This is a genomic window from Aeromonas sp. CD, assembly GCF_033349375.1.
Lineage (GTDB): Bacteria > Pseudomonadota > Gammaproteobacteria > Enterobacterales > Aeromonadaceae > Aeromonas > Aeromonas hydrophila.
On record NZ_CP137631.1, the window covers coordinates 2,966,447 to 2,984,850 of the forward strand.

An 18,404-nucleotide genomic window follows, 5' to 3' on the forward strand; every position below is an offset into this window, starting at 1 on the left:
AGGGCCCTGGTGAACCAGACTCGCAACAAGCGGCACCATTGCCCAATCAATAACCAATACCGATCCACCCTACAGGTAAAACGGCCATATTACCCATCACTCATGCATGGTTGCCACCTTTCCCAAATAACGACCAACGAGCAATCCGGGCCAATAAAAAAGGGAGCCAGGCTCCCCTTTATCTCAATATGGCGTTACTGCACGCTGCGACATTGGCTGAAAATATCCAGCTGCTGGTCATATACCGCCGTATTCACATCCCAGATCCCCAGCATGGACGAGAACAGGTTATCGTGGGAATAACGGCCATTGGTCGCCTTCTGCTGCAGGCAATCAACATTGACGCCCTTCTCTTTGGCAAAACCGGGCGACATCCATACCTGCATGGGGACCCGGGTCTGATCATCCGGCGCAAATTTGTAGGGGGTGCCGTGCAAATAGAGCCCCAATGCCCCCAGTGACTCACCATGGTCGGAAATATAGATCAGCGCCGTGTTGTATTTGTCTTCATATTTCTTCAGCCGTTCGATCATGCTGGCAATCACAAAATCGGTGTAGCGAATGGTGTTGTCGTAGGTATTCTCCAGCTCCTGATCGGTGCAGTTTTCGATATCGCTGCGCTGGCAATCCGGCAGGAAATGGCGATGTGACCCCGGATAACGCTTGTAATAGGTCGGGCCATGGCTGCCAATGAGGTGAAAGCCCACCAGCTTGTCCCCCTTCATGCCGGCCAGCTCGTCGTCCAGCCCCTCCAGCACCACCTCGTCATAGCAGGTGTTCTTGTCGCAGAACTTGGGGTGATCCTTGGGCTTGACCACCATGTTCGGCACCCGATCGCACACGCCCTTGCAGCCGCCGTCATTCTCCTTCCAGAAGATGGAGATACCGCTCTTTTGCAGCACATCCAGCAGCCCTTCGCTGTTGCGGGCCTGGTTGCCGTCGAACTGGTTGTGCCCCATGTTGGAGAACATGCAGGGCACCGAGACCACCGTCGCCGTGCCGCAGGAGCGCACGTCGTTGAAGGAGATGATCCCCGCCTGTTTGCTGGTGAAGGGGTTGGTCTCCTTGTGATAGCCGTTCATGGAGAAGTTCTTGCCGCGTGCCGTCTCCCCCACCACCAGGAACATCATGGTCGGCTTCTCCTTGCCGGCCACCCGCCTGGCATCGTCGCCCATGCGCTGGAACGGCACCGGCTCCGCCAGATAGCGTTTGTAGAGATACTTGGTGGTGCTGTACATGTAGTTGGCCGGCGTGATCTCCCGGTTCAGGGTCTGGTTGTTGCGCCCGACCGAGGCATAGTCCTGATAGTAGGCTGCGGCGATGAGCCCCAATACCGCCAGCGAGGCCAGCATGGAGAGCCCGCGCTGCAACAGGCCCTGATACCATTTGGCCGGATACTCTATCTTGACGAAGAACAGCAGTACCGCCGGCAGCACCCCGGCCAGCAATACCCAGACCACGATGGGTACGCTCAGGTAGGAGTAAGCCTCGCTCTGGTTGGTCTCAAAGATGTTCTGGATCATGTCGCCATCAAACAGCACCTTGTATTTCATCATGGTGTAGCTGGCAATCGCACCGGTGATAAACAGAAAGGCAAAGAAAGGCTTGATGAAATAACGCACAGAAAATGGCATGAATACAAAGTTCAATGCCGCTACCAATACGATGGGAATGGAGATGGCAAACCCGATTTTAAAATGCTCAAGCTGCGTCAATATCTCATAAAAATGCAGCAGGACTGGCCAGTTGAGCAAGAAGGCAAAGATAAATGCCAACAACAAAATAAATGGAACAATTCTTATTCTAAGAAAAGAAGGCATGCATATCTCCCTGTTACTCTTCTTTATTACACGTCGAAATAGCCGAACCAGAGTCGACTCGCCGATATTTTTCGCCGGATGGTAACAGCGGGCTGAAAACACCAAATATACTATTTTCAAACATCTTCAATAATATGAGGTATATCAACAAGCATCAGCAGACTGACAGCCTAGCCGGCGATACTTAAGGAAAAATTAAGATGCCCGTGTTATGCAACCGCTCAAAAAACAGCCATGCATATACGACTCACCTCCCCGCCTGGCGCTCGCACCACTCTTTTTCAAGACGGCCGCTCCTCCTTAAGTTTTGCTTAAGACAGCTCGGCGAGGCTGTTCCCTGACGAGTCCTCGTCACACGACAGATGCGAGAGAGGGTTAACATGCACAACAGCAACAGCGCAGCAATCAGCAAGGTGCCAGAGATCACCCTGGCGTTCTGGATCATCAAGATTCTGGCGACCACCCTGGGGAAGACGGGGGGACGCCGTCTCCATGTCGATGGAACTCGGTTATCTGGTGAGCACGGCCATCTCTGCCGTGATCTTTTTCGTGTCGGTCAGCGCGCAGATCGCGGCAACCTCCTATAACCCCCTCCTTTACTGGACCACCATCATCGCCACCACCACGGTCGGCACCACCCTGGCAGACTTTGCCGATCGCTCGCTCGGGCTGGGCTATGCCGGTGGTTCCACCCTGCTGCTGGCTTTGCTGATGGGCTCCTTCCTGCTCTGGTATCGGCTGCAGGGCAGCATCTCCACCGGCAGCATTACCACGCCGCGCACCGAGCTGTTCTACTGGGTCACCATCATGTTCTCCCAGACACTGGGTACCGCACTGGGTGACTGGACCGCAGACGAGGCCGGCTTTGGTTATGCAGGCAGCGCCGTGCTGTTCGGCGTCATGCTGGCCGCCATCGCCGCACTGGTGCTGATCTCCACCCTGCGCAACCGGCAACCGGTTCGGGCTGAACTCGATATCGAACAGTAATCACGCAGCAAGCCAACCCGGCCACCTCTGGGTCGCCGGGCTGGCTATGCTCTGTGGGAATTGATGCGAGGCAAGGCTCCCCCCGATGACGACAGGCAACAGACAAGACCCGGCCCCACCCTCCCGCCGGATCCCGCGCGGGGTCTGGGTGCTGGGCTTCGTCAGCCTGCTGATGGACATCTCGTCCGAGATGATCTACAGCCTGCTGCCCCTGTTCATGGTGACGGTGCTCGGCAGCAGCGCCCTCACCATAGGGCTCATCGAAGGGATGGCGGAGGCCACGGCACTGATGGTCAAGGTCTTCTCCGGCACCTTGAGCGACTATTTGGGGAGACGAAAGGGGTTGGCCCTGCTGGGTTACGGGCTGGGAGCCCTGACCAAGCCGCTGTTCGCCATCGCCACCGGCAGCGGGCTGATCCTGACCGCCCGCCTGCTGGACAGAGTTGGCAAGGGCATTCGTGGTGCCCCTCGCGATGCACTGGTAGCAGACCTCACCCCCCCTGAGCTGCGCGGCGCCGGCTTTGGCCTGCGCCAGTCCCTCGACACGGTCGGCGCCCTGCTGGGGCCACTGCTGGCCGTGGGGTTGATGCTGCTCTGGCACGATGATTTTCGCGCCATCTTCTGGCTGGCGGTCATTCCTGGGCTGGCCTCGGTCACCCTGCTCGCCATCGGCCTGCGTGAACCCAAAGAGAGCGATGGGCGCGAGCGCCGCAACCCCCTGCGGCGCGACAACCTGCGCCGGCTGGGTAAACCCTATCGCTGGGTGCTGCTGATCGGCGCCCTGTTCACCCTGGCCCGCTTCAGCGAAGCCTTTCTGGTGCTGCGTGCCCAACAAAGCGGCATGGCGCTGGCGCTGGTGCCGCTGGTCATGGTGGCGATGAATCTGATCTATGCCCTTAGCGCCTACCCGTTCGGCCGCCTCTCGGATCGCATGAGCCACCGCACCCTGCTGATCTGGGGGTTGTTGGTACTGATTGCCGCCGACCTGGTGCTGGCGGCCAGCACTCACTGGGGCGTGCTGCTGGCAGGGGTGATGCTGTGGGGCATTCACATGGGGATGACCCAGGGGCTGCTGGCCGCCATGGTGGCCGCCACGGCCCCGGCGGATCTGCGCGGTAGCGCGTTTGGCTTCTTCAACCTCGTCTGCGGCCTCGCTATGTTGCTGGCCAGCCTGCTGGCCGGCCTGCTGTGGGACCATCTGGGCCCCGCCTTCACCTTCTACGCCGGCGCCGCCTGCTGCCTGCTCACCCTGCTGATACTCTGCTGGTACAAGCCGCCGATATCCAACACGGCGCCATGACCCGAAAACACCGGCGTCCGGATAGCAAAAAGCCCCCTGCAACCAGGTTGCCGGGGGCTTTTCTAAAGATGGCGGAGGCGCTCAACCCCATCATCAACGGTGATTTTCAGACAAATAGATTGCTAGCCTGGACGGGGCCCACATCCTCTGGCGCCTGCAACAACGGCAGCAAAGTGACATGTGCTCAGTGGCGCAAATCACCTGACATGGTACAGATTAATGAGCAGGATGGTCGCCCCGCTCAAGCGTCGTGGAAATAGCCCGTGACAGTGCCTCCAGCTGGCCATCCAGACTGGCATCAATGATCCCCACTTCGGTTTCCAGGATACATCCCCCCTGATCGAGCCGGGCATCGGCGGAAATATCCAGATAACCGATCTCCGGAAAATCCTTGTGCACCCTGGCGATTTGATCCCGTACCGCCGTGACTTGCTCAGGGTGCACCCGCACCGTGACCTGCTTCTGGTTGCTCACCAACGAGAGTGCCTCGCGCACAACCTTGAGGGTCAACGCAACCTGGTCATAGTCATGCAGGATCTTGCGCACGGCCTGCAACACCACCTCGCTCATCTGCTGTTCTACAGTGCGATAGTACTCTTGGCACTGCAGTTGAGTCTGGTGGATCAACACCGCCTGTTCACGGCGAGCCTGCTCCATGCCAGCTTGCCAACCAAGCTCGCGCTGTTGCTCGTACACGGTACGAGCTTCCTGCACAATCTCGGCCGCCTGTTCCCTGGCCGCCTCAACCAGTGCCTGGGCACTCAGATAAGATTGGTAATCCTGACTGCGCAGGATCCGCTGACCAGGCTCCAGTTGTAGGTGTTCACTCTTTATTTCAACAAATGGCAGCATTGTGGTGTGACCTGTTTGGCGATTTTAAGACAGAGCGCCCGAGCCAGTGGCAACGACTCACTCGCCAGATGCCAGGATGGTACGGTGGATGATGGGGGAAGACGCAGGGCAAGCCTGCGAGCCCAGCCAGGTTCAGCATTCCCTGCGGCTGCCAACCAGAATTGCAAGCCAGCCGCTTCCAGATAAGAGCCATTCAGTTCAAGCGGCAACGGCTGCTGCCAGCCTGCAGGCCAGGGGCCGATCAACAGATCAAGCTGGGACAGCAGATTCCTGTGCCCCTCTTCCCCCAACAAGCCGATGATATGGCGCAGCGTGCTCCCCTGCAGACAATGACGAATGGCCTCCCCATGCAACACGGCACCAAGGTGTGACAAGGTACTCGCGAGCTCAGATTGGGGGAACAATGCCAAGCCGCCAAGGGATGAGGGCGACTCATAGGCAATCTCCAAGGCCAGCGCCTCAAGCAGCGCCTCATTAACGGCGGGGTGGGTACGCCAGTCCGGCAGTGCGTCCTGCAGCCAGCGCCATGGATCGGGAAAATGGCCGTCATCAAGATAGGCTGCCGGACAGAAGCGCAATTGATAAGGTGTCAGGCCTACCGTCATCAACGACTCCGGCTCCGGTGCCACATGTACTGGGCCAGATTGGTGGTCACGACCAGCATCAACAACAGGGCAATCAGTCCTGCCAGCCGCCACTTCGACGACTCACTCACCTCGATGGAGAAGAGGCTGGTGTTTCGCGATACCAGAGGCATCTGGCGAATATCGGCCGAAGGTACCAGCACCACGCTGATCCGATCATAAGCCAACCCCTCAATGCTGTTGTTGACCAGCTGCTTGATCTGCGGAATATAACTGTCCAGCTGGATATCGGCGGCATGCTTGATGAAAACGGATGCCGAAGCGGGTAAGGGTTTCTTGCTGATCCCTTCATTTCCTTCAGGCAGCACCACATGTACTCTCGCGACCAATACGCCATCGATCTCCGAGAGGGTATGGGAAATCTCCTGGGCTTTGGCATAGTTGAGCCTCGCCCGCTCTTCGGTAGGCGAAGAGATGAGACCATCCTTGGGAAATACGTCCTGCAAGGTGGAGAAACTCTCCCGCGGGTAGCCCTTGCGCTTGAGTGCCTCGATGGCTTGCGCTACATCGGACTCCTCCACCAACAACTTGATATTGCCATCCTTGTCCGGTTGCTTGTCTGAGGAGATCCCCTCGGTACGCAGCAACGCCAGCATTTCATTGCCTTCTTTCTGACTGACTCCGGTATAGAGCTCCACTTTGCAGCCACCTAGCAGCAGTGAGGTGCACAACACCCCCATCAGCATCGATCTCTTCACACTACCTCACTGGGTCTTCAACAGGGTTTCTACGTTCTGACTCATCTTGCCAACTGTCTTGGCAATCAGCTCTTCCTGCATGGTGATACGCATCAGCGCCCACTGCATCTGCATCAGGCTGTTGGGATCGTCTCCCGGCGTCGACAGCTCGGCCCGCAGGCTCTCCTTGGCCTCCACAAACTGCTGCTTTATTTCCCCCAGCTCACCAAGCAAAGAACCGCCTATGCCCTGGGATGGAGTACTCATCGCCTGTTCAAAGCTGGCAACTTGGGAAGAGGCAGTGTCCGCCGTTTTCAACTCATCCAGGCTGGTCACGACCGCCTGGGCTGACTGGGTAATCTCCATTACGCCTCCAGATCAAGTTTGTGTGAATGCCGTATCAGGTTGTTCACCACGCCGTTAAGCGGGATCAACGTCATCAGCTCACGACGAGCCAATTCCTCGAGATATGCCAAGTCAACCTGAGTTCCATTGGCAGCCTTCTTGATGTCTGCCATCACGTTCAGCAGCACAGTCTCCCGCCGTGATGACAGTGGATCAAACTCTCGCATCCGCGCACGCAGCTCAGGCTGGTCAATGGCAGCAACGACAGGCAGCTGACGGCCGGAAAAATGTGCCACCAACCTCTCGGTGACAGGCTGGAACAGTCGCTTGCCAACCGCCTGGGCATGCTCTCCTCCCTGCTGATGGATCTGCCAGAGCAGGTCCCGCTGGGCAGAAGGCGAAGCACCCTCAAGCAGGGTCTCAAGCCCGGTCCCCTGCTGCCAGCGACTGAACAGGGTAGGCTCATCTGCTTTTGCCAGCAGCCGTTCAAACTGATGTTGAACCTGTTGCCTGGGAAGTGGTTCGGTATCGGCAAATCCGCTTCGAGGCGGATGCTCGCTGCCTTCAATCTTCATAATGCCATCTGCTCACGCAAGCCGGCTGCAAACTGACACAGGGAGGGCTGACCGCTCGCTTCCAGCCTTGCCAACCGCAATACCAGCTCATCGTGCATGCCGAGCCGCCATTCACACAGGGCGAACCAGGGTTCAACATCCGCAGAGTGGTGCGAGGTTTCCAGCAGCAGTGCGCTCTGATAGTCCCCTTGATTCATCAAGGATGAGAGGCGGATCAACGTGACGCATTCGGCCATGCACTCCTCTTGCGCCAGCCAGTCGGCAATGGATGCGGCCTCCTGGTGGCAATGATGACCTGTTCCAGCCAGGGCCAGTTCTGCCAGTTGTTTTTTGAGTTGGACGTTCATCATCAGATCTTCTGTAAAATGCCCTGCATCAAGTCTTTCATCGCCCGCGTCACGGTAGAGTTGATGTTGTACACCACCGACCATTTGTTGATCTTGTGCTGCAGCTCGGCCAGCAGGGCCGGGTTGTCAGAGGCATTTTTCATGTCCTCGATTGCCGCTTTGACCTCTTTATTGGCGGCATTGGCCTGTGTGGAGAGGTTTGATGCTACCTGGTCGAGGGTAATGGAACTCGTATTCTTGTACTCGAAGTAATCAGCCATGGTTGTGCTCCTCTATCTTGCCAATAATCTTGAGCCCCGCCTCGATGGCGTCGGCTTCCTGTTGCCACTGCTGATACTGCTGCTGGGTCCCCCCGCGCAGCAGTTGCCGCTTCACGTCACCCAGCGCCTGGACAAGCTGCGCATGCAGCTCGCGGGCAAATACCGGATCAGCGCCGGACAGTCGCGTTTCCAAATTGGTCATCATGACGCTCGGTTCCTTTTAACTTGACGATGTATTGCTGTTTGCCCTTGCTGACCACCACGGCATCAGGACGAATCGCTAATACGCGAACCCCGTTGGCAGTCGCCCCGCCGATTGGATAACGCTGGTTATCCACCAGGGTCACGTAAGGAATCCGGCCAAACGAGACACTGCGTACCTCAAACTCCAGCTCATCCTGACGTGGGATCCGCTCCTGATTGACCAGCTCCAGCACAGGGTGGGAACCGAACTCGCGCTTGAATTGCTGCTGGGTCAGTTGAAACTTGGCCAGCTGGGCACTGTCCAGCTGGCCGGACACCTCGATACGGCCGCTGGTTTCAGCCACGCGCAACAGCCCGGCCAACCCCTGCTCCTGCAGCAGGTCATCGAGTCGTTTACGATAGGCCCCTGCCACCTGAACCTGATTCTCAATCCCCAGCACACCGGGCACTTCTTGCCTTAGTAGCGTATCAAGCGTGCTCCACTTCGGGTCCTGGGTATCAATCTCGCCACTTAGCCGCAGCCAGCCAGGTTCCTTGCCATTGCGGATCTGGAGTCGCTCATACCCCAGCTTTTGCAAGATGAAGCCGGCTCCCTGACGCAGATCCTCCATGGTGCGAACGTCCAGCCGATAATTGAAACCATTCCCTTCCAGATACTGCTGCAGGGCCAGTCGCGTGCTGTTCTCATCGACATAACCAGCCAGCTGCCAAATGCCATGGGCATCGTTAATCAGCGTGACCTGCTGATAGGCTGGTGCCGCAAGGAAACGCTTCAGAGCCTGCTCCTGGCGTGCCGCATCATTTTCACTGCTCCCCTGCCACCAGCCATGTCCTAGCAGTGCCAGCACGGCGATGATCAACATCAGGCATAGCCCTCCCATCCAGACATCGGCACGTGCAGCCCGTTTCGGTGGGCGAAGGGCTGTCTGCACGGTAGTCAGTGGCTCAAGTTGCTCTGGCAACGAACGACTGCTATCACAAAAACTCCAGAGCAGCGGGCCAGCTTCCAGCCGGGTTGCCGCCTTGAGCAAAGCCCCAGCAGCCAACACTTCCCCATCCTGGGTCGGCATCACGCCCTCGGCCCACTCCTGCAGTACGATGCCCTCTGCCGTCACCATCAACGTCAGATGAACAGGCGCCATGCCCTCGTCCACCAATACCAGGTCGGCTTGCAGCGGATCGGCACCGATTATCAGGCGCCCCTCCGGCAGGGGCACTTCAACGCCGTGGTTCAACCCGCGGTATATGCGACATTTCCAGCTCATCGCGCTTCCCCGGCTTGCACGCACCAGGTCAATGCCGGCGTACACTTCTGCGCCTTGCCCATTTCGACCAGCCGCCACCCCAGTTCATTGCCCATCTGGCATTGCGTCAAAGACGAACTCTTGCCTCCCTGGCGCATCAGTTGCTGCACCTCGCGAGCGGCCGCCAACGGCTGACACTGGGCACCTCCCAGTACCTTGCCAAGAGAGAGACTCTGGTTGGATATCTCGTCAACTCCCAGCACACCTGCACGCAGATCCTGACCATGCCCCAGCGACAGATAGTGGGCGATGCCATCGTCGATCAGCCGAGGCTCGATGATGAAGAGTCGAACCTGACGGCGTGTCTGACTCTCTTTGCTGCGAAACAGGGCGCCCAGGTAGGGGATGTCGCCCAGAAAAGGCACCTTGCTCAGGCTCTCGCTCAGTTCATCGCGGTAGATACCGCCGATCAGCAGGCTCTGGCCATGTCCTACCCGGGCTATGGTATCCACCACGGTACGACTGATGGTAGGAATGCCATCCAGACCCGAGCTGTTTGGTTTTTGATTACCATCCTCGATATGCAGGCTCAGACTCACTTCCGGCCTATCTCCCAGCTGGATCACTCTGGGCGTCATTCTCAACATGGTGCCATAGGTGATCCCTTTCAGCTCCGCCACTCGCTCACCACTGATCTTGACGTAGTAGGTTTCGCTGTGGTCGATCACCGCCTGGGTATTTTCCTGAGTCAGCAGTGTCGGCCGGGAGACGACCTGGGCATTGCCCTGGTTCTCCAGCAGATTCACTCTGGCCAGCAGATAGTCGAGCCCCTTGGAATCAACCAGGCTACCCAGCGCCGCGCCGCCCTCGATCCCTTTGCGATCGCCGGTGGTCTTGATAATCACCTGCTGATTGGATCCGGTACGGATCCCGACTCGCCAATCCACCCCCAGTTGGGAGAGATCCTCGGCATTGATATCAATGATGGAGAGAGCCACTTCAATACGGGCAGACGGCTTGTCCAGTGCAGCAATCAATTTGCCATACATGGCCATCCGCTCCGGAGCATCGCGCACCAGCACGGCATTAAGGGAAGGATCAGCCTGCACGATTGCCTGCCCTGAATGGGATGTGCCCCCTTTTGTGCCCTCACCATTGACCATCTGTACGCCAGCATCGCTGAGCAAGCGAGAGAGAATGGTGGCAACGCCGGGTGCCTCAACATCCGTATCGCGATACTGAATGGAACGATCGGTCGCGGAAGCGTACTTGAGCGGGAAGATCTCGATGGCAAGCGGTCCCGTCTTCTCGCTACGCAATTGGGACTGTTGCTCCAGCGCCAGGGCAGTTTGTTCAACCAGCTCAAGGTAGCGGGGAGGGCCGGAAACATAGACCAAGCGATTGTCTGTGTCTGGTCGCCAGCCAAAACGCGCCTCCCAGATCCCGGCACGCTGCAGAGCTTGCTGCAATTCCGCCGCACCAGTCTGTGCCAATTTGATGAGACGAGACTGAACTTCACTGTTCTTGAACACGTACAGCACGTTGCCATCGTAGTACCAGACCAGGTTGTAGAGAGAGGCGAGCTGCTGCAAGAACGCCTGCGGCTCATCATGTTCGAACTGGCCATTGACCTGATCATTGACCTTGTCGCTGACGACGACCGACACCTCGTAGTTGGCACCGAAGTTGACCAGCACATCACGCAGGCTTTCCCCTTCCGCCACATAGCTATAGGGCATAGGCAACCAGTCAAGCTCTTGTGCCAATGTGGGACGCGACCACATCATCATCCCCATGCCGAGCCATAGCAGAGGATGCAGCAGACGTTGCATGTTTACGGATGCCATATCATCTGTCTCCATTCCGGGGCTAAGGCCGCCTCATTCAACTGGGGCTCCAACCGCTCCAGCAAGGTAATGTGCTGGCTCAGAAAGACTTCCAGCTGGTGTTCATCAAGCCCGTCAAGCTCCAGCCTGGCTTCCAGTTGCAGATTGCCGAGATCATCGAGTGTCAGAGCCTGGGGCGCATGGCGTCCCCAGGCCACGACCTGTTGCAAGAGGCGTTTCAACAATGCCGGATCCAGAGATTTACCTTCTGACGTGACGGCGCTTGCCAGGGGAGTGCTCAGCAGCAGTTCGTTGTGCCTGGGTAGCAAAAACAGAGGATAACCATCGAGGCGCAAATGATATTTGCCCTGAACGTCGGCAACAAAAGGCCCTTGGCCAAGCTTTTCGGCCAATCGATTAAGTAGATTTTGCATAGTTCCTCGGGTTATCTAGCGGGCCGGTGGCTGCCAGTAGAAGCGGTCCTGAGAAAGGGCCAGCCCTCTTTCAGCAAGCCACTCGTGCAACATCTGAGCAGCTGTGGATTGATGCGGTAACACCTGCAGGGCATGCCAGAATGCCTCCAGCTCGAGCGGTACCGGCATGAGCACAGCCGGGTCCCCCTCCTCAGTCTGCTGCCCATACCAGGCAGGCCAGGACAGATGAAGGCGATCTTCACATTCGGCCTGCAGCTGTTGCAGTTCCCGTTCACGCTGAGCCAGCTGAGCCAGCTGGGCTGCAATCTTGCTCTCAATGCCAGACTGTACATCCACCACCGTCTGCCAGAAGGCGGCCTGAGCATGCAACTGCCGCCGCATGACCTGCAACTGTGCCAACTCATTGATCCAGCCGGTGTGAAGGGGTTCCTGATGACGGACCCACCAGCGATGCAAGGGATATAACACCCAATGCCATAACTGCGACCGCTCTGCCAGATTGATGCTATCCCCCAGTTGGGCAATCCAGTCACCCTCCTCACCCGCACCCAACCGCAGGATCCGCTGCAGATCCTGACGTGACACGGCCATGGCTACATCCACGCGGCGCTGAAACCAGACCGATGCCAGCAGACACTCCAGACGGGTTCTGGGTAACAGCCGCTGCAACAGGCTCATCTGCTGGGCAGTCAACACACCGGCATCCTGATAGCTGAGCACGGACTGCTGGCCAACCAGCTGGTCTTTACAAAGAGACGCTGACTGGACGACAGTGACCCGGCGGCCTGCAAACAGACCTTGTTTGGGAGAGTGGTGATCTTGCTGACTCATGCTATGCCTTGCTCATCTTGCTGCGGGCAATAATGGGATAATGTTTTGATATGCGACCATTCTATCCATTACGCCCTTCCCTGACTTATAAAAAACGTCAGATTATTTTAGTCCGACGTTAATCTTTGCCATGTCTGGCACGACTTGGCGTACAACCGAAACGGCGGCGATAACTCTGGGTGAAATAGGACTGGCTGGAGAAACCGGCTTCCATCGCAATATCCACTATGCTCATCTCGCTATTGAGTAATAACTGATGAGCATAGAGAATACGCCGCTCGCTGATCCAGGCTCGGGGAGATACCCCATAAATAGACCCGAAAAGCTCCTTGAATGTGGTCAAGCCCATGCCAAATTCTTTGGCAAATTCACTGAGTTTCCACTCCATCAAGTAATGCTTTTCCATGAAGTGCTGCAACCGTTCAACCTGGCGGTTGCTCAATTGACGCAAAATCGACATCAGTTGCGGGCCGGACTCACCAAAAGCCAATAGAAACAACAGCTCCTCAGTACGTAGCTGAGCTAATGCTGGCGGGTATTCATGTTCGGTCAAGCCACGTAAACCCTGAATACATTGGGTCAATAGTGGCGAGGCACAAAATGGCAACAGACTGGGTGCCATGGCGTCAATTCTGGGCACGTCGCTCAGCAGTGAACCAAAACGTTGCAAGAAGCCTTGCAGAAAGGTATTTGAAAGGGGTAACCAAAGCAGGTGGCAAGGTGCTTCACCGGTACAAACCGCATAATTGCCACGGCGTACGAACATCAACTCATTGGCGGATAACTCGTAGGTATCGGTGCAGTCTTGCCAGGTCATGGAGCCTTCCAGCAGGATGTATATTCCCTCCTGTGTATGCTCAATGACGTTAAAAGCAGACATGCACCACTGGAGCTGGGCTATATCGCCCTTCTCTGTGGTTGTAATGCCTTTCATATTTTTCGTTTTCCTGAATCTGCGTGTGGTGCCTGTGACGCCTCAGCAAAGACAGGATTTCTGCTGGGAGTCTTATTATTGGCGTTTTATTTTTAAATTAATTCATCTCAATACCAGCAACTAATTAATCACCATTGAAATGAGGGGGAGCATCCTACAACAGCTATACGCAAGAAAACCAGCCACAAATTAGAGTCAATACACTAGCTATGCGTTATTTGGAGATTCAAATTAAGTTACTGTTATATGCTGGGATAGTTTGTTACAAAAAGAAACTTTACCATTGAATCATAAGAGCCATAAACAGCTGATTTCAGTATTGTTTGTGAACAATGTCATTATTGACATAATGGATAGCAAGTCTTGGCCTGCAAATTAATGACGTAACCATCAGGATTAAACGCCTTAAAAACTTTCTGCTGATGACTGGCTTGTACTGCTGAACTGCCGATGAAACGCAATCGCGTACGCAGATATAAGTCACCCTCAGCCATTTGCAAAGGTGTCAGGCGCAGCTCAAATACCAATGGCAACATGGTCACGTCATATTCCGTTGCCGCCACAGCCAAAGGACGACCATCGATCACGCTCAGCACAGTGACCTCCACCCGGGCTGGGAAAGGCAATCTTCCCGCCAGACGCACCTCTCCTTTTACCTGTGTCAACGCGGGTTTGAACACGGGTGTCGTGACGCAACCACTCAGCGCAGTCAGCAACACCAGCGCAAGCCATATTCTCATACGACCCTGATCCTGCGAGCGGACAGCGGCAAATGCTCACCCTGCTGCAGACGCTGCAACGCCACTTCCTGAACCCGATCGAGGGCAATGGAACCACGCAACAATACCGACAAGGGCTGCTGAACGCGGGTCATGGGGAGCACATGCATCGCTCGCCCGGCAAAGCTGCCATCTCTTGCTTGGAGCGTGCCTTGCGATACCGTCATCGCTTGCTGTTCCTGTATCTTCATGGCTATACCCGAACTCCCCTCATCTCTTCATGGCTATGCTCGACCTCATGCCGTGATTGCAGCAACTCCTGCCAGAACTCGGCATGTTCCAGCATGCTGGCCAGACTCTCTTCGAGGGCTGTCAGTGTCAGTTGACTGGCGGACATCTGACGATATAGCTGTACCGTCAGGCTTTCGTCATCAAAACCGAAGTGCAGATTGAACTGATACCAATGGCGGTTGAAACTGGCCAGTTGACGAAAAATACCTTCGCCAACCTGATGCAATTCGGCGACGTCAACCTGCAAAACCAGATGATCCCGCTCTGGTACCAGGATCAGACCCAGCTTTAGCTGGTCATCAAAGCACAATGCCGCAACGCCTTCCGGATTCAAGGCTAAAGATGGCAAGCCATATTTGGTCGCAAACTCAGCAAACAGCTGATTGATGGTGAGGGTTAGATCCATGATGTCCTCCAGCAGAGAGGAGAGGATGTTAGCCTGCCCGTACCACGCTGGCTGTCACTCAAAGGCGGCTCTTTTAAGAAAAATGATAAAAAAAGCGCCCGGATGGGCGCTTGACACACATTGGTGATGAGGCCGTTATGCCACGCCAAATGCGGCACGCATGGCCTGATTGTGGCTCTGGGCGTATTGCTGCATCATCTGAAGCACATCTTTCATGAAGTTGTTGTTGAAGTTCATCAGATCTTCCACTTTTTGCTTCTGCGTCTGGGCAATGCTGGAACGCACTTCATCTTCCTTGGCATTGGCCTGGGAATAGCCCTGGAAAACCTGCGTGGTGCTATTGCCCATTTGGGCAGACCCTTGCAACACGGTGCCAGCCAGCTGCTGACGCGCATTGTTAGCCTCAAACTTCTTGTTCAGTGTTTTCAAGGCAGCCTTGTCATGCTGGTTCCTGGTCATTAACTCCTGACCAGCATCCCCCATTTCTTGCCCCGTACTCTTCTTCACGTCCGCCATTTTTTGCAGATCTTTCTCTCGACCCGCCATATTGGCGTTCAGTGCCTTATCCTGTTTGATGGCTTTGGCAGACTTGCTCAAGGAAAAGCCGCCCATGACGGCCGAAGCGACGGTCATCACACCGGATACCACCGCCATGGCGATCATCAGATTGGCGCCATGTCGCATCTCGCTCACCTGATCCTTCTGGGCGGCGATCACGGCCTGATTTTCCATGTCCCGCTGCAGCAAACCCATCTCGCGGGCCTTGCGCGCCATCTCGAACAGCAGGCTCATAATACTGAGAACATTGTCGAGCTCAGACCCCCCCTTGGTCAGCAGGCTCGAATCCAGCCCCTGACGTGGCCCTATCAACTCGGGCAACGCTTGACGTTGCGGGGTCGTGTGCACAGTCTTGTGACCTGGCTCATGGGTGGTCCCCTGCCCTGTCAAACCTTCTTTGTTTTCTACCCCCTGCCCATCGGCAGGCGCAACATAGGTGTTACCCGGGATGTAGTTATTCGCATTGATATTGTTCATCTTGTATTCTCCTTAAATGGCTGTCGGTCTGCTGGCAAGGCTGTTGAGCATGGCCCCCTTGGCCGTGATCATCTGGAAAATCATCTCCATTACCTGCTGGAATGATTCCGTCATCTGCGACAAGGCTTCCTTGAGTTTGTCCATCACCCCTTGCAACTCGGTCATCACCTGCCGATTCTCCAGCAGGTTCGCCTGTTTGATCTGCGCATCGGCCTGCAACCCGCTATCGATGGCCTTGGCTGTCCCGGTGCCAATATCAACTACAAGATCGGCCGCCTGAGTGGCAAATTTGACGGCCTTCATGGCGGTACTGGCGGCACTTGCCCCAAAAGTGACCGCAATAGAAACAATGGCCACTAAAATCTCGGCCGCAATCATGATGGGCCCCAATACTTTCATCGTTTCGGGCGAAATACGGCCATCTGCAGCGGCTTGCTGGATCGCCATATTCGCGACCCCAACGGCACCGCCGACGATCATCATGGCTCCAACGGCAGCCCCTACGCCGGTAGCGATCAAGATGGCACCAATGACCATGGAGGCGATGGCGCTGATCCAGCCAAAGATTTTGGAAGCCAGACCCGACTTCTTGGCCTTGTCGGCAGCCTCGCTGGCTTCCTTCATCTTGGTCTGGTTTTCATCAATTTTTTTCAGATTCTCGGCGCGGATCCGCTCGAGATCGGCCAGTTTCAACTTCTTCTGGGTCTGCTCCAGTTCGCTGGTCATCTTGCCCAGCTCAATCTCGAACTCTTCGGGAGACGCAAACGCCAGTTTGTTCAGCAAGGTACTGCTGCCCAGCAGCTTGGCCGCGTTGGCAGCCCCCAGCTGTGCCGTCTTCCTCAATTGATCAAGTTCCTGCTGTTGGGATGCACCCACCTGCTGCCTGATACCTGGCATGGGTTGCGGTAACACCACCCCCTGCCCATGTTTTTCGACGTGACGATGGCTATCCCCGGCAGCCACCTGAGTGGCTTGGCTGCTCCCCTTGTTGTCCTCGACCAGAGGGGGTTGCATCCCTCCGATGGAGAAAGGGCGTTCACTGCTTATCGAATGCATGCTCCATATCCTTTTTGGTTTTGACTACTTCCAACATGATGCCGGCACGGGCGGCCAGTTCCGCCAGCTCCGGCTTTGCTGCCGCCAGCAACTGGGCCGAGTGGAAGCCACTCTCGGCCCCCTCGAGTTCTCCCAACTGCAGGAGACACTCGGCGGCATGGAAGGGAAAGCGGGGCTCCTGCAGGTCCATCATGGCGCCATAGCTGTAACTGTCGATGGCCAGCCGGAATTGTCCCAGCGCCTGGCGGCAAGCCCCCAGTCCCAGAAAAAAACGCGCTTCGTAATGGTCCAGCACGCAGAGTGCCTGAAAAATCTTGTGTGCCTCGTCATGCTTGCCGGCGTGATATTGATTGAAACCCAGGGTATAGAGCTGCTCGAGGGTATCTGTAGATACCTCATTGAGCATGGCGAGGGTGCCACCATCCTGCAGGAAGGCCTCTACCGCCTGCTCATTCACTTGGGTCATGTCGTGTTCCATTACTGCTCCTGAAAATTAAATAGCCTGAAGGATCTGCTGCATTACGCTTTCATATTTCTGGATAAAACGATTGAGCGCTTCAATAACCGAGTTATAACGAGAGCTGATATCATTCAGCTCCGTGGTCTTCTGGCCGAGTTTGTCATTGAGGGGTTTGGCCCGATCGCCCACTGTGGTCGCAAAATTGCTCAGTGGGTTGTTATCTTTTTCATATTTATAGGAATGATGAACGTTGTTCAAAGCACCGGTATCTTTCTTTGGTGAGGTCAGAAAATCCCTAGCCGAGAGGAATACCGGTTTGTCACTTTTAAGATCGCTCAGTTCATTTCTTAACTTAGCGCGATATTGCTCACTGGTAATGCCCAGCTCTGAAGCTTCATAATCCACTATTTTATCAATATCACCATTACCGCTGACCAACATTGCCTCTTTTCTCTCGATGGCTATTTCTTTCAGCAGCTGGTACTGAGGATTATATTGACCATTGGCATCTTTCTTGGCAAAAGCCTCATGGCTGTCATAACCATAATGCTTGTAATCGAATATATTGACGCCTTTCCTGCCGACTTCTACGGTACCGTTATGTTGCTGTGCGGTGCTGATCTCCGTCTGTATGATCGAGTAGCTTCGCAACTCGGCGGTCAACTTGCCCACCTCGTGTTTGAGCGTATCCCGTTTACTGCTGTGGCTGCCCATGGCATCGAGCATGGCTCCGATGACATCATCATCGATGCGATCGGGGGTCAGGGAAAAGTGGGTGGCAGCCAAAAACTCTCGCAGGGTAAATTTCGTCTTGCCAGCGGCGGCAGCCTCATTAATTAACTTATGAAGCTGCTCAAATCCAGCTTTTATCTGAAGATCGTATTGTCCGCCCGGATTTTTCGAGTCGGCAGGCATAAAATAGGCGAGTACTTTTTTAAAAAGTGCTTCATTGTCTGTTACGACTTGGCTGTCAAAATATTTACCGTCTATTTTAGGGTCATGGGTCGCGGTAATTACTATTTTCTTATCTTTGATAAGTTTGACCAGTTCATCTAATGCCGACGAACTGCCACCTTGCAGCTGATTCAGTTCAACCTTTCCAAGATCCGACAGAAACAATTGGGGATCTTTTTTGTACGAGCTAATTTCCATCGCTA

General features: G+C 55.6%; 23 protein-coding genes. 2 read left to right on the forward strand and 21 right to left on the reverse strand.

Going from position 1 to position 18,404, the window contains the following annotated elements; translation table 11 throughout:
* Positions 1-194: 194 nt before the first annotated feature.
* Positions 195-1,820: an MCR-3-related phosphoethanolamine--lipid A transferase gene (locus R2E40_RS13680; RefSeq protein ID WP_318163620.1), complete on the reverse strand. Its 1,626-nt coding sequence runs from the start codon at positions 1,818-1,820 to the stop codon at positions 195-197.
* Between the two features lie 492 nt (positions 1,821-2,312).
* Here R2E40_RS13680 and R2E40_RS13685 point away from each other — a divergent pair, with 492 nt between their 5' ends.
* Together R2E40_RS13685 and R2E40_RS13690 are read left to right on the forward strand one after the other, a co-directional pair.
* The gene (locus R2E40_RS13685) at positions 2,313-2,807 is read left to right on the forward strand and encodes a hypothetical protein (RefSeq protein WP_318163621.1); all 495 of its coding nucleotides are present in this window, start codon (positions 2,313-2,315) and stop codon (positions 2,805-2,807) included.
* A gap of 85 nt (positions 2,808-2,892) precedes the next feature.
* Complete coding sequence (locus R2E40_RS13690) at positions 2,893-4,107, forward strand: MFS transporter (RefSeq protein WP_318163622.1); 1,215 nt, start codon at positions 2,893-2,895, stop codon at positions 4,105-4,107.
* 216 nt (positions 4,108-4,323) lie between these two features.
* On the opposite strand, the gene R2E40_RS13695 is transcribed toward R2E40_RS13690, so the two are convergent.
* The 20 genes from R2E40_RS13695 to R2E40_RS13790 all read right to left on the reverse strand — a co-directional run bounded on the left by R2E40_RS13695 (position 4,324) and on the right by R2E40_RS13790 (position 18,399).
* Positions 4,324-4,959 (reverse strand): HrpE/YscL family type III secretion apparatus protein, encoded by a 636-nt coding sequence (locus tag R2E40_RS13695; protein ID WP_017408043.1) that lies wholly within the window; start codon positions 4,957-4,959, stop codon positions 4,324-4,326.
* A complete protein-coding gene (locus R2E40_RS13700) occupies positions 4,938-5,564 on the reverse strand; it encodes a SctK family type III secretion system sorting platform protein (protein WP_318163623.1) in 627 nt (208 codons plus the stop codon). Before R2E40_RS13700 ends, R2E40_RS13695 begins: the two co-directional genes overlap by 22 nt.
* On the reverse strand, positions 5,564-6,301 hold the full coding sequence (sctJ, locus tag R2E40_RS13705) for a type III secretion system inner membrane ring lipoprotein SctJ (protein ID WP_269382400.1): 738 nt from the start codon (positions 6,299-6,301) through the stop codon (positions 5,564-5,566). Before sctJ ends, R2E40_RS13700 begins: the two co-directional genes overlap by 1 nt.
* A 6-nt stretch (positions 6,302-6,307) precedes the next feature.
* Positions 6,308-6,646 carry a type III secretion system inner rod subunit SctI gene (gene sctI, locus R2E40_RS13710; protein ID WP_029302735.1) on the reverse strand — a complete coding sequence of 113 codons (339 nt, stop codon included), beginning with the start codon at positions 6,644-6,646 and terminating at the stop codon, positions 6,308-6,310.
* Positions 6,646-7,200 (reverse strand): YopR family T3SS polymerization control protein, encoded by a 555-nt coding sequence (locus R2E40_RS13715; protein WP_318163624.1) that lies wholly within the window; start codon positions 7,198-7,200, stop codon positions 6,646-6,648. Before R2E40_RS13715 ends, sctI begins: the two co-directional genes overlap by 1 nt.
* Positions 7,197-7,550 (reverse strand): YscG family type III secretion system chaperone, encoded by a 354-nt coding sequence (locus R2E40_RS13720; protein ID WP_103828107.1) that lies wholly within the window; start codon positions 7,548-7,550, stop codon positions 7,197-7,199. The genes R2E40_RS13715 and R2E40_RS13720 overlap by 4 nt, the downstream gene beginning before the upstream one ends.
* Positions 7,550-7,807 carry a type III secretion system needle filament subunit SctF gene (sctF, locus tag R2E40_RS13725; RefSeq protein WP_017408038.1) on the reverse strand — a complete coding sequence of 86 codons (258 nt, stop codon included), beginning with the start codon at positions 7,805-7,807 and terminating at the stop codon, positions 7,550-7,552. The genes R2E40_RS13720 and sctF overlap by 1 nt, the downstream gene beginning before the upstream one ends.
* Positions 7,800-8,012 (reverse strand): EscE/YscE/SsaE family type III secretion system needle protein co-chaperone, encoded by a 213-nt coding sequence (locus R2E40_RS13730; protein ID WP_017408037.1) that lies wholly within the window; start codon positions 8,010-8,012, stop codon positions 7,800-7,802. The genes sctF and R2E40_RS13730 overlap by 8 nt, the downstream gene beginning before the upstream one ends.
* Positions 7,975-9,276 carry a type III secretion system inner membrane ring subunit SctD gene (sctD, locus tag R2E40_RS13735; RefSeq protein WP_318163625.1) on the reverse strand — a complete coding sequence of 434 codons (1,302 nt, stop codon included), beginning with the start codon at positions 9,274-9,276 and terminating at the stop codon, positions 7,975-7,977. Before sctD ends, R2E40_RS13730 begins: the two co-directional genes overlap by 38 nt.
* Positions 9,273-11,117 carry a type III secretion system outer membrane ring subunit SctC gene (gene sctC / locus R2E40_RS13740; protein WP_223951358.1) on the reverse strand — a complete coding sequence of 615 codons (1,845 nt, stop codon included), beginning with the start codon at positions 11,115-11,117 and terminating at the stop codon, positions 9,273-9,275. The genes sctD and sctC overlap by 4 nt, the downstream gene beginning before the upstream one ends.
* Positions 11,090-11,515 (reverse strand): YscB family type III secretion system chaperone, encoded by a 426-nt coding sequence (locus R2E40_RS13745; RefSeq protein WP_318163626.1) that lies wholly within the window; start codon positions 11,513-11,515, stop codon positions 11,090-11,092. The genes sctC and R2E40_RS13745 overlap by 28 nt, the downstream gene beginning before the upstream one ends.
* A gap of 15 nt (positions 11,516-11,530) precedes the next feature.
* Positions 11,531-12,346 carry a T3SS regulon anti-activator ExsD domain-containing protein gene (locus R2E40_RS13750; RefSeq protein ID WP_318163627.1) on the reverse strand — a complete coding sequence of 272 codons (816 nt, stop codon included), beginning with the start codon at positions 12,344-12,346 and terminating at the stop codon, positions 11,531-11,533.
* Positions 12,347-12,464: 118 nt separating this feature from the next.
* The gene (locus tag R2E40_RS13755; protein WP_029302727.1) at positions 12,465-13,280 is read right to left on the reverse strand and encodes a helix-turn-helix transcriptional regulator; all 816 of its coding nucleotides are present in this window, start codon (positions 13,278-13,280) and stop codon (positions 12,465-12,467) included.
* A 338-nt stretch (positions 13,281-13,618) separates the two neighbouring features.
* A complete protein-coding gene (locus R2E40_RS13760; protein WP_318163628.1) occupies positions 13,619-14,020 on the reverse strand; it encodes a YscW family type III secretion system pilotin in 402 nt (133 codons plus the stop codon).
* On the reverse strand, positions 14,017-14,250 hold the full coding sequence (locus tag R2E40_RS13765; RefSeq protein ID WP_318163629.1) for a T3SS regulon translocated regulator ExsE family protein: 234 nt from the start codon (positions 14,248-14,250) through the stop codon (positions 14,017-14,019). Before R2E40_RS13765 ends, R2E40_RS13760 begins: the two co-directional genes overlap by 4 nt.
* 2 nt (positions 14,251-14,252) lie before the next feature.
* A complete protein-coding gene (locus R2E40_RS13770) occupies positions 14,253-14,696 on the reverse strand; it encodes a type III secretion system chaperone (RefSeq protein WP_269382415.1) in 444 nt (147 codons plus the stop codon).
* A gap of 135 nt (positions 14,697-14,831) precedes the next feature.
* Positions 14,832-15,731, reverse strand: a complete 900-nt coding sequence (locus tag R2E40_RS13775; RefSeq protein WP_318163630.1) for a YopD family type III secretion system translocon subunit — start codon at positions 15,729-15,731, stop codon at positions 14,832-14,834.
* Positions 15,732-15,743: 12 nt separating this feature from the next.
* Entirely contained in the window at positions 15,744-16,787 is a 1,044-nt protein-coding gene (gene sctE, locus R2E40_RS13780) for a type III secretion system translocon subunit SctE (RefSeq protein WP_318163631.1), read from the reverse strand.
* The gene (acrH, locus tag R2E40_RS13785; protein ID WP_029302796.1) at positions 16,768-17,265 is read right to left on the reverse strand and encodes a SycD/LcrH family type III secretion system chaperone AcrH; all 498 of its coding nucleotides are present in this window, start codon (positions 17,263-17,265) and stop codon (positions 16,768-16,770) included. Before acrH ends, sctE begins: the two co-directional genes overlap by 20 nt.
* Positions 17,266-17,280: 15 nt before the next feature.
* A complete protein-coding gene (locus R2E40_RS13790; RefSeq protein ID WP_318163632.1) occupies positions 17,281-18,399 on the reverse strand; it encodes a virulence-associated V antigen in 1,119 nt (372 codons plus the stop codon).
* Positions 18,400-18,404: the final 5 nt, after the last annotated feature.

What these genes read in the sequence shown, in the direction of transcription:
- R2E40_RS13680 (WP_318163620.1), bottom strand. Translation starts at nt 1,820, where the DNA reads ATGCCTTCTTTTCTTAGAATAAGAATTGTTCCATTTATTTTGTTGTTG.
- R2E40_RS13685 (WP_318163621.1), top strand. Translation starts at nt 2,313, where the DNA reads ATGTCGATGGAACTCGGTTATCTGGTGAGCACGGCCATCTCTGCCGTG.
- R2E40_RS13690 (WP_318163622.1), top strand. Translation starts at nt 2,893, where the DNA reads ATGACGACAGGCAACAGACAAGACCCGGCCCCACCCTCCCGCCGGATC.
- R2E40_RS13695 (WP_017408043.1), bottom strand. Translation starts at nt 4,959, where the DNA reads ATGCTGCCATTTGTTGAAATAAAGAGTGAACACCTACAACTGGAGCCT.
- R2E40_RS13700 (WP_318163623.1), bottom strand. Translation starts at nt 5,564, where the DNA reads ATGACGGTAGGCCTGACACCTTATCAATTGCGCTTCTGTCCGGCAGCC.
- sctI (WP_029302735.1), bottom strand. Translation starts at nt 6,646, where the DNA reads ATGGAGATTACCCAGTCAGCCCAGGCGGTCGTGACCAGCCTGGATGAG.
- R2E40_RS13715 (WP_318163624.1), bottom strand. Translation starts at nt 7,200, where the DNA reads ATGAAGATTGAAGGCAGCGAGCATCCGCCTCGAAGCGGATTTGCCGAT.
- R2E40_RS13720 (WP_103828107.1), bottom strand. Translation starts at nt 7,550, where the DNA reads ATGATGAACGTCCAACTCAAAAAACAACTGGCAGAACTGGCCCTGGCT.
- sctF (WP_017408038.1), bottom strand. Translation starts at nt 7,807, where the DNA reads ATGGCTGATTACTTCGAGTACAAGAATACGAGTTCCATTACCCTCGAC.
- R2E40_RS13730 (WP_017408037.1), bottom strand. Translation starts at nt 8,012, where the DNA reads ATGATGACCAATTTGGAAACGCGACTGTCCGGCGCTGATCCGGTATTT.
- sctD (WP_318163625.1), bottom strand. Translation starts at nt 9,276, where the DNA reads ATGAGCTGGAAATGTCGCATATACCGCGGGTTGAACCACGGCGTTGAA.
- sctC (WP_223951358.1), bottom strand. Translation starts at nt 11,117, where the DNA reads ATGGAGACAGATGATATGGCATCCGTAAACATGCAACGTCTGCTGCAT.
- R2E40_RS13745 (WP_318163626.1), bottom strand. Translation starts at nt 11,515, where the DNA reads ATGCAAAATCTACTTAATCGATTGGCCGAAAAGCTTGGCCAAGGGCCT.
- R2E40_RS13750 (WP_318163627.1), bottom strand. Translation starts at nt 12,346, where the DNA reads ATGAGTCAGCAAGATCACCACTCTCCCAAACAAGGTCTGTTTGCAGGC.
- R2E40_RS13755 (WP_029302727.1), bottom strand. Translation starts at nt 13,280, where the DNA reads ATGAAAGGCATTACAACCACAGAGAAGGGCGATATAGCCCAGCTCCAG.
- R2E40_RS13760 (WP_318163628.1), bottom strand. Translation starts at nt 14,020, where the DNA reads ATGAGAATATGGCTTGCGCTGGTGTTGCTGACTGCGCTGAGTGGTTGC.
- R2E40_RS13765 (WP_318163629.1), bottom strand. Translation starts at nt 14,250, where the DNA reads ATGAAGATACAGGAACAGCAAGCGATGACGGTATCGCAAGGCACGCTC.
- R2E40_RS13770 (WP_269382415.1), bottom strand. Translation starts at nt 14,696, where the DNA reads ATGGATCTAACCCTCACCATCAATCAGCTGTTTGCTGAGTTTGCGACC.
- R2E40_RS13775 (WP_318163630.1), bottom strand. Translation starts at nt 15,731, where the DNA reads ATGAACAATATCAATGCGAATAACTACATCCCGGGTAACACCTATGTT.
- sctE (WP_318163631.1), bottom strand. Translation starts at nt 16,787, where the DNA reads ATGCATTCGATAAGCAGTGAACGCCCTTTCTCCATCGGAGGGATGCAA.
- acrH (WP_029302796.1), bottom strand. Translation starts at nt 17,265, where the DNA reads ATGGAACACGACATGACCCAAGTGAATGAGCAGGCGGTAGAGGCCTTC.
- R2E40_RS13790 (WP_318163632.1), bottom strand. Translation starts at nt 18,399, where the DNA reads ATGGAAATTAGCTCGTACAAAAAAGATCCCCAATTGTTTCTGTCGGAT.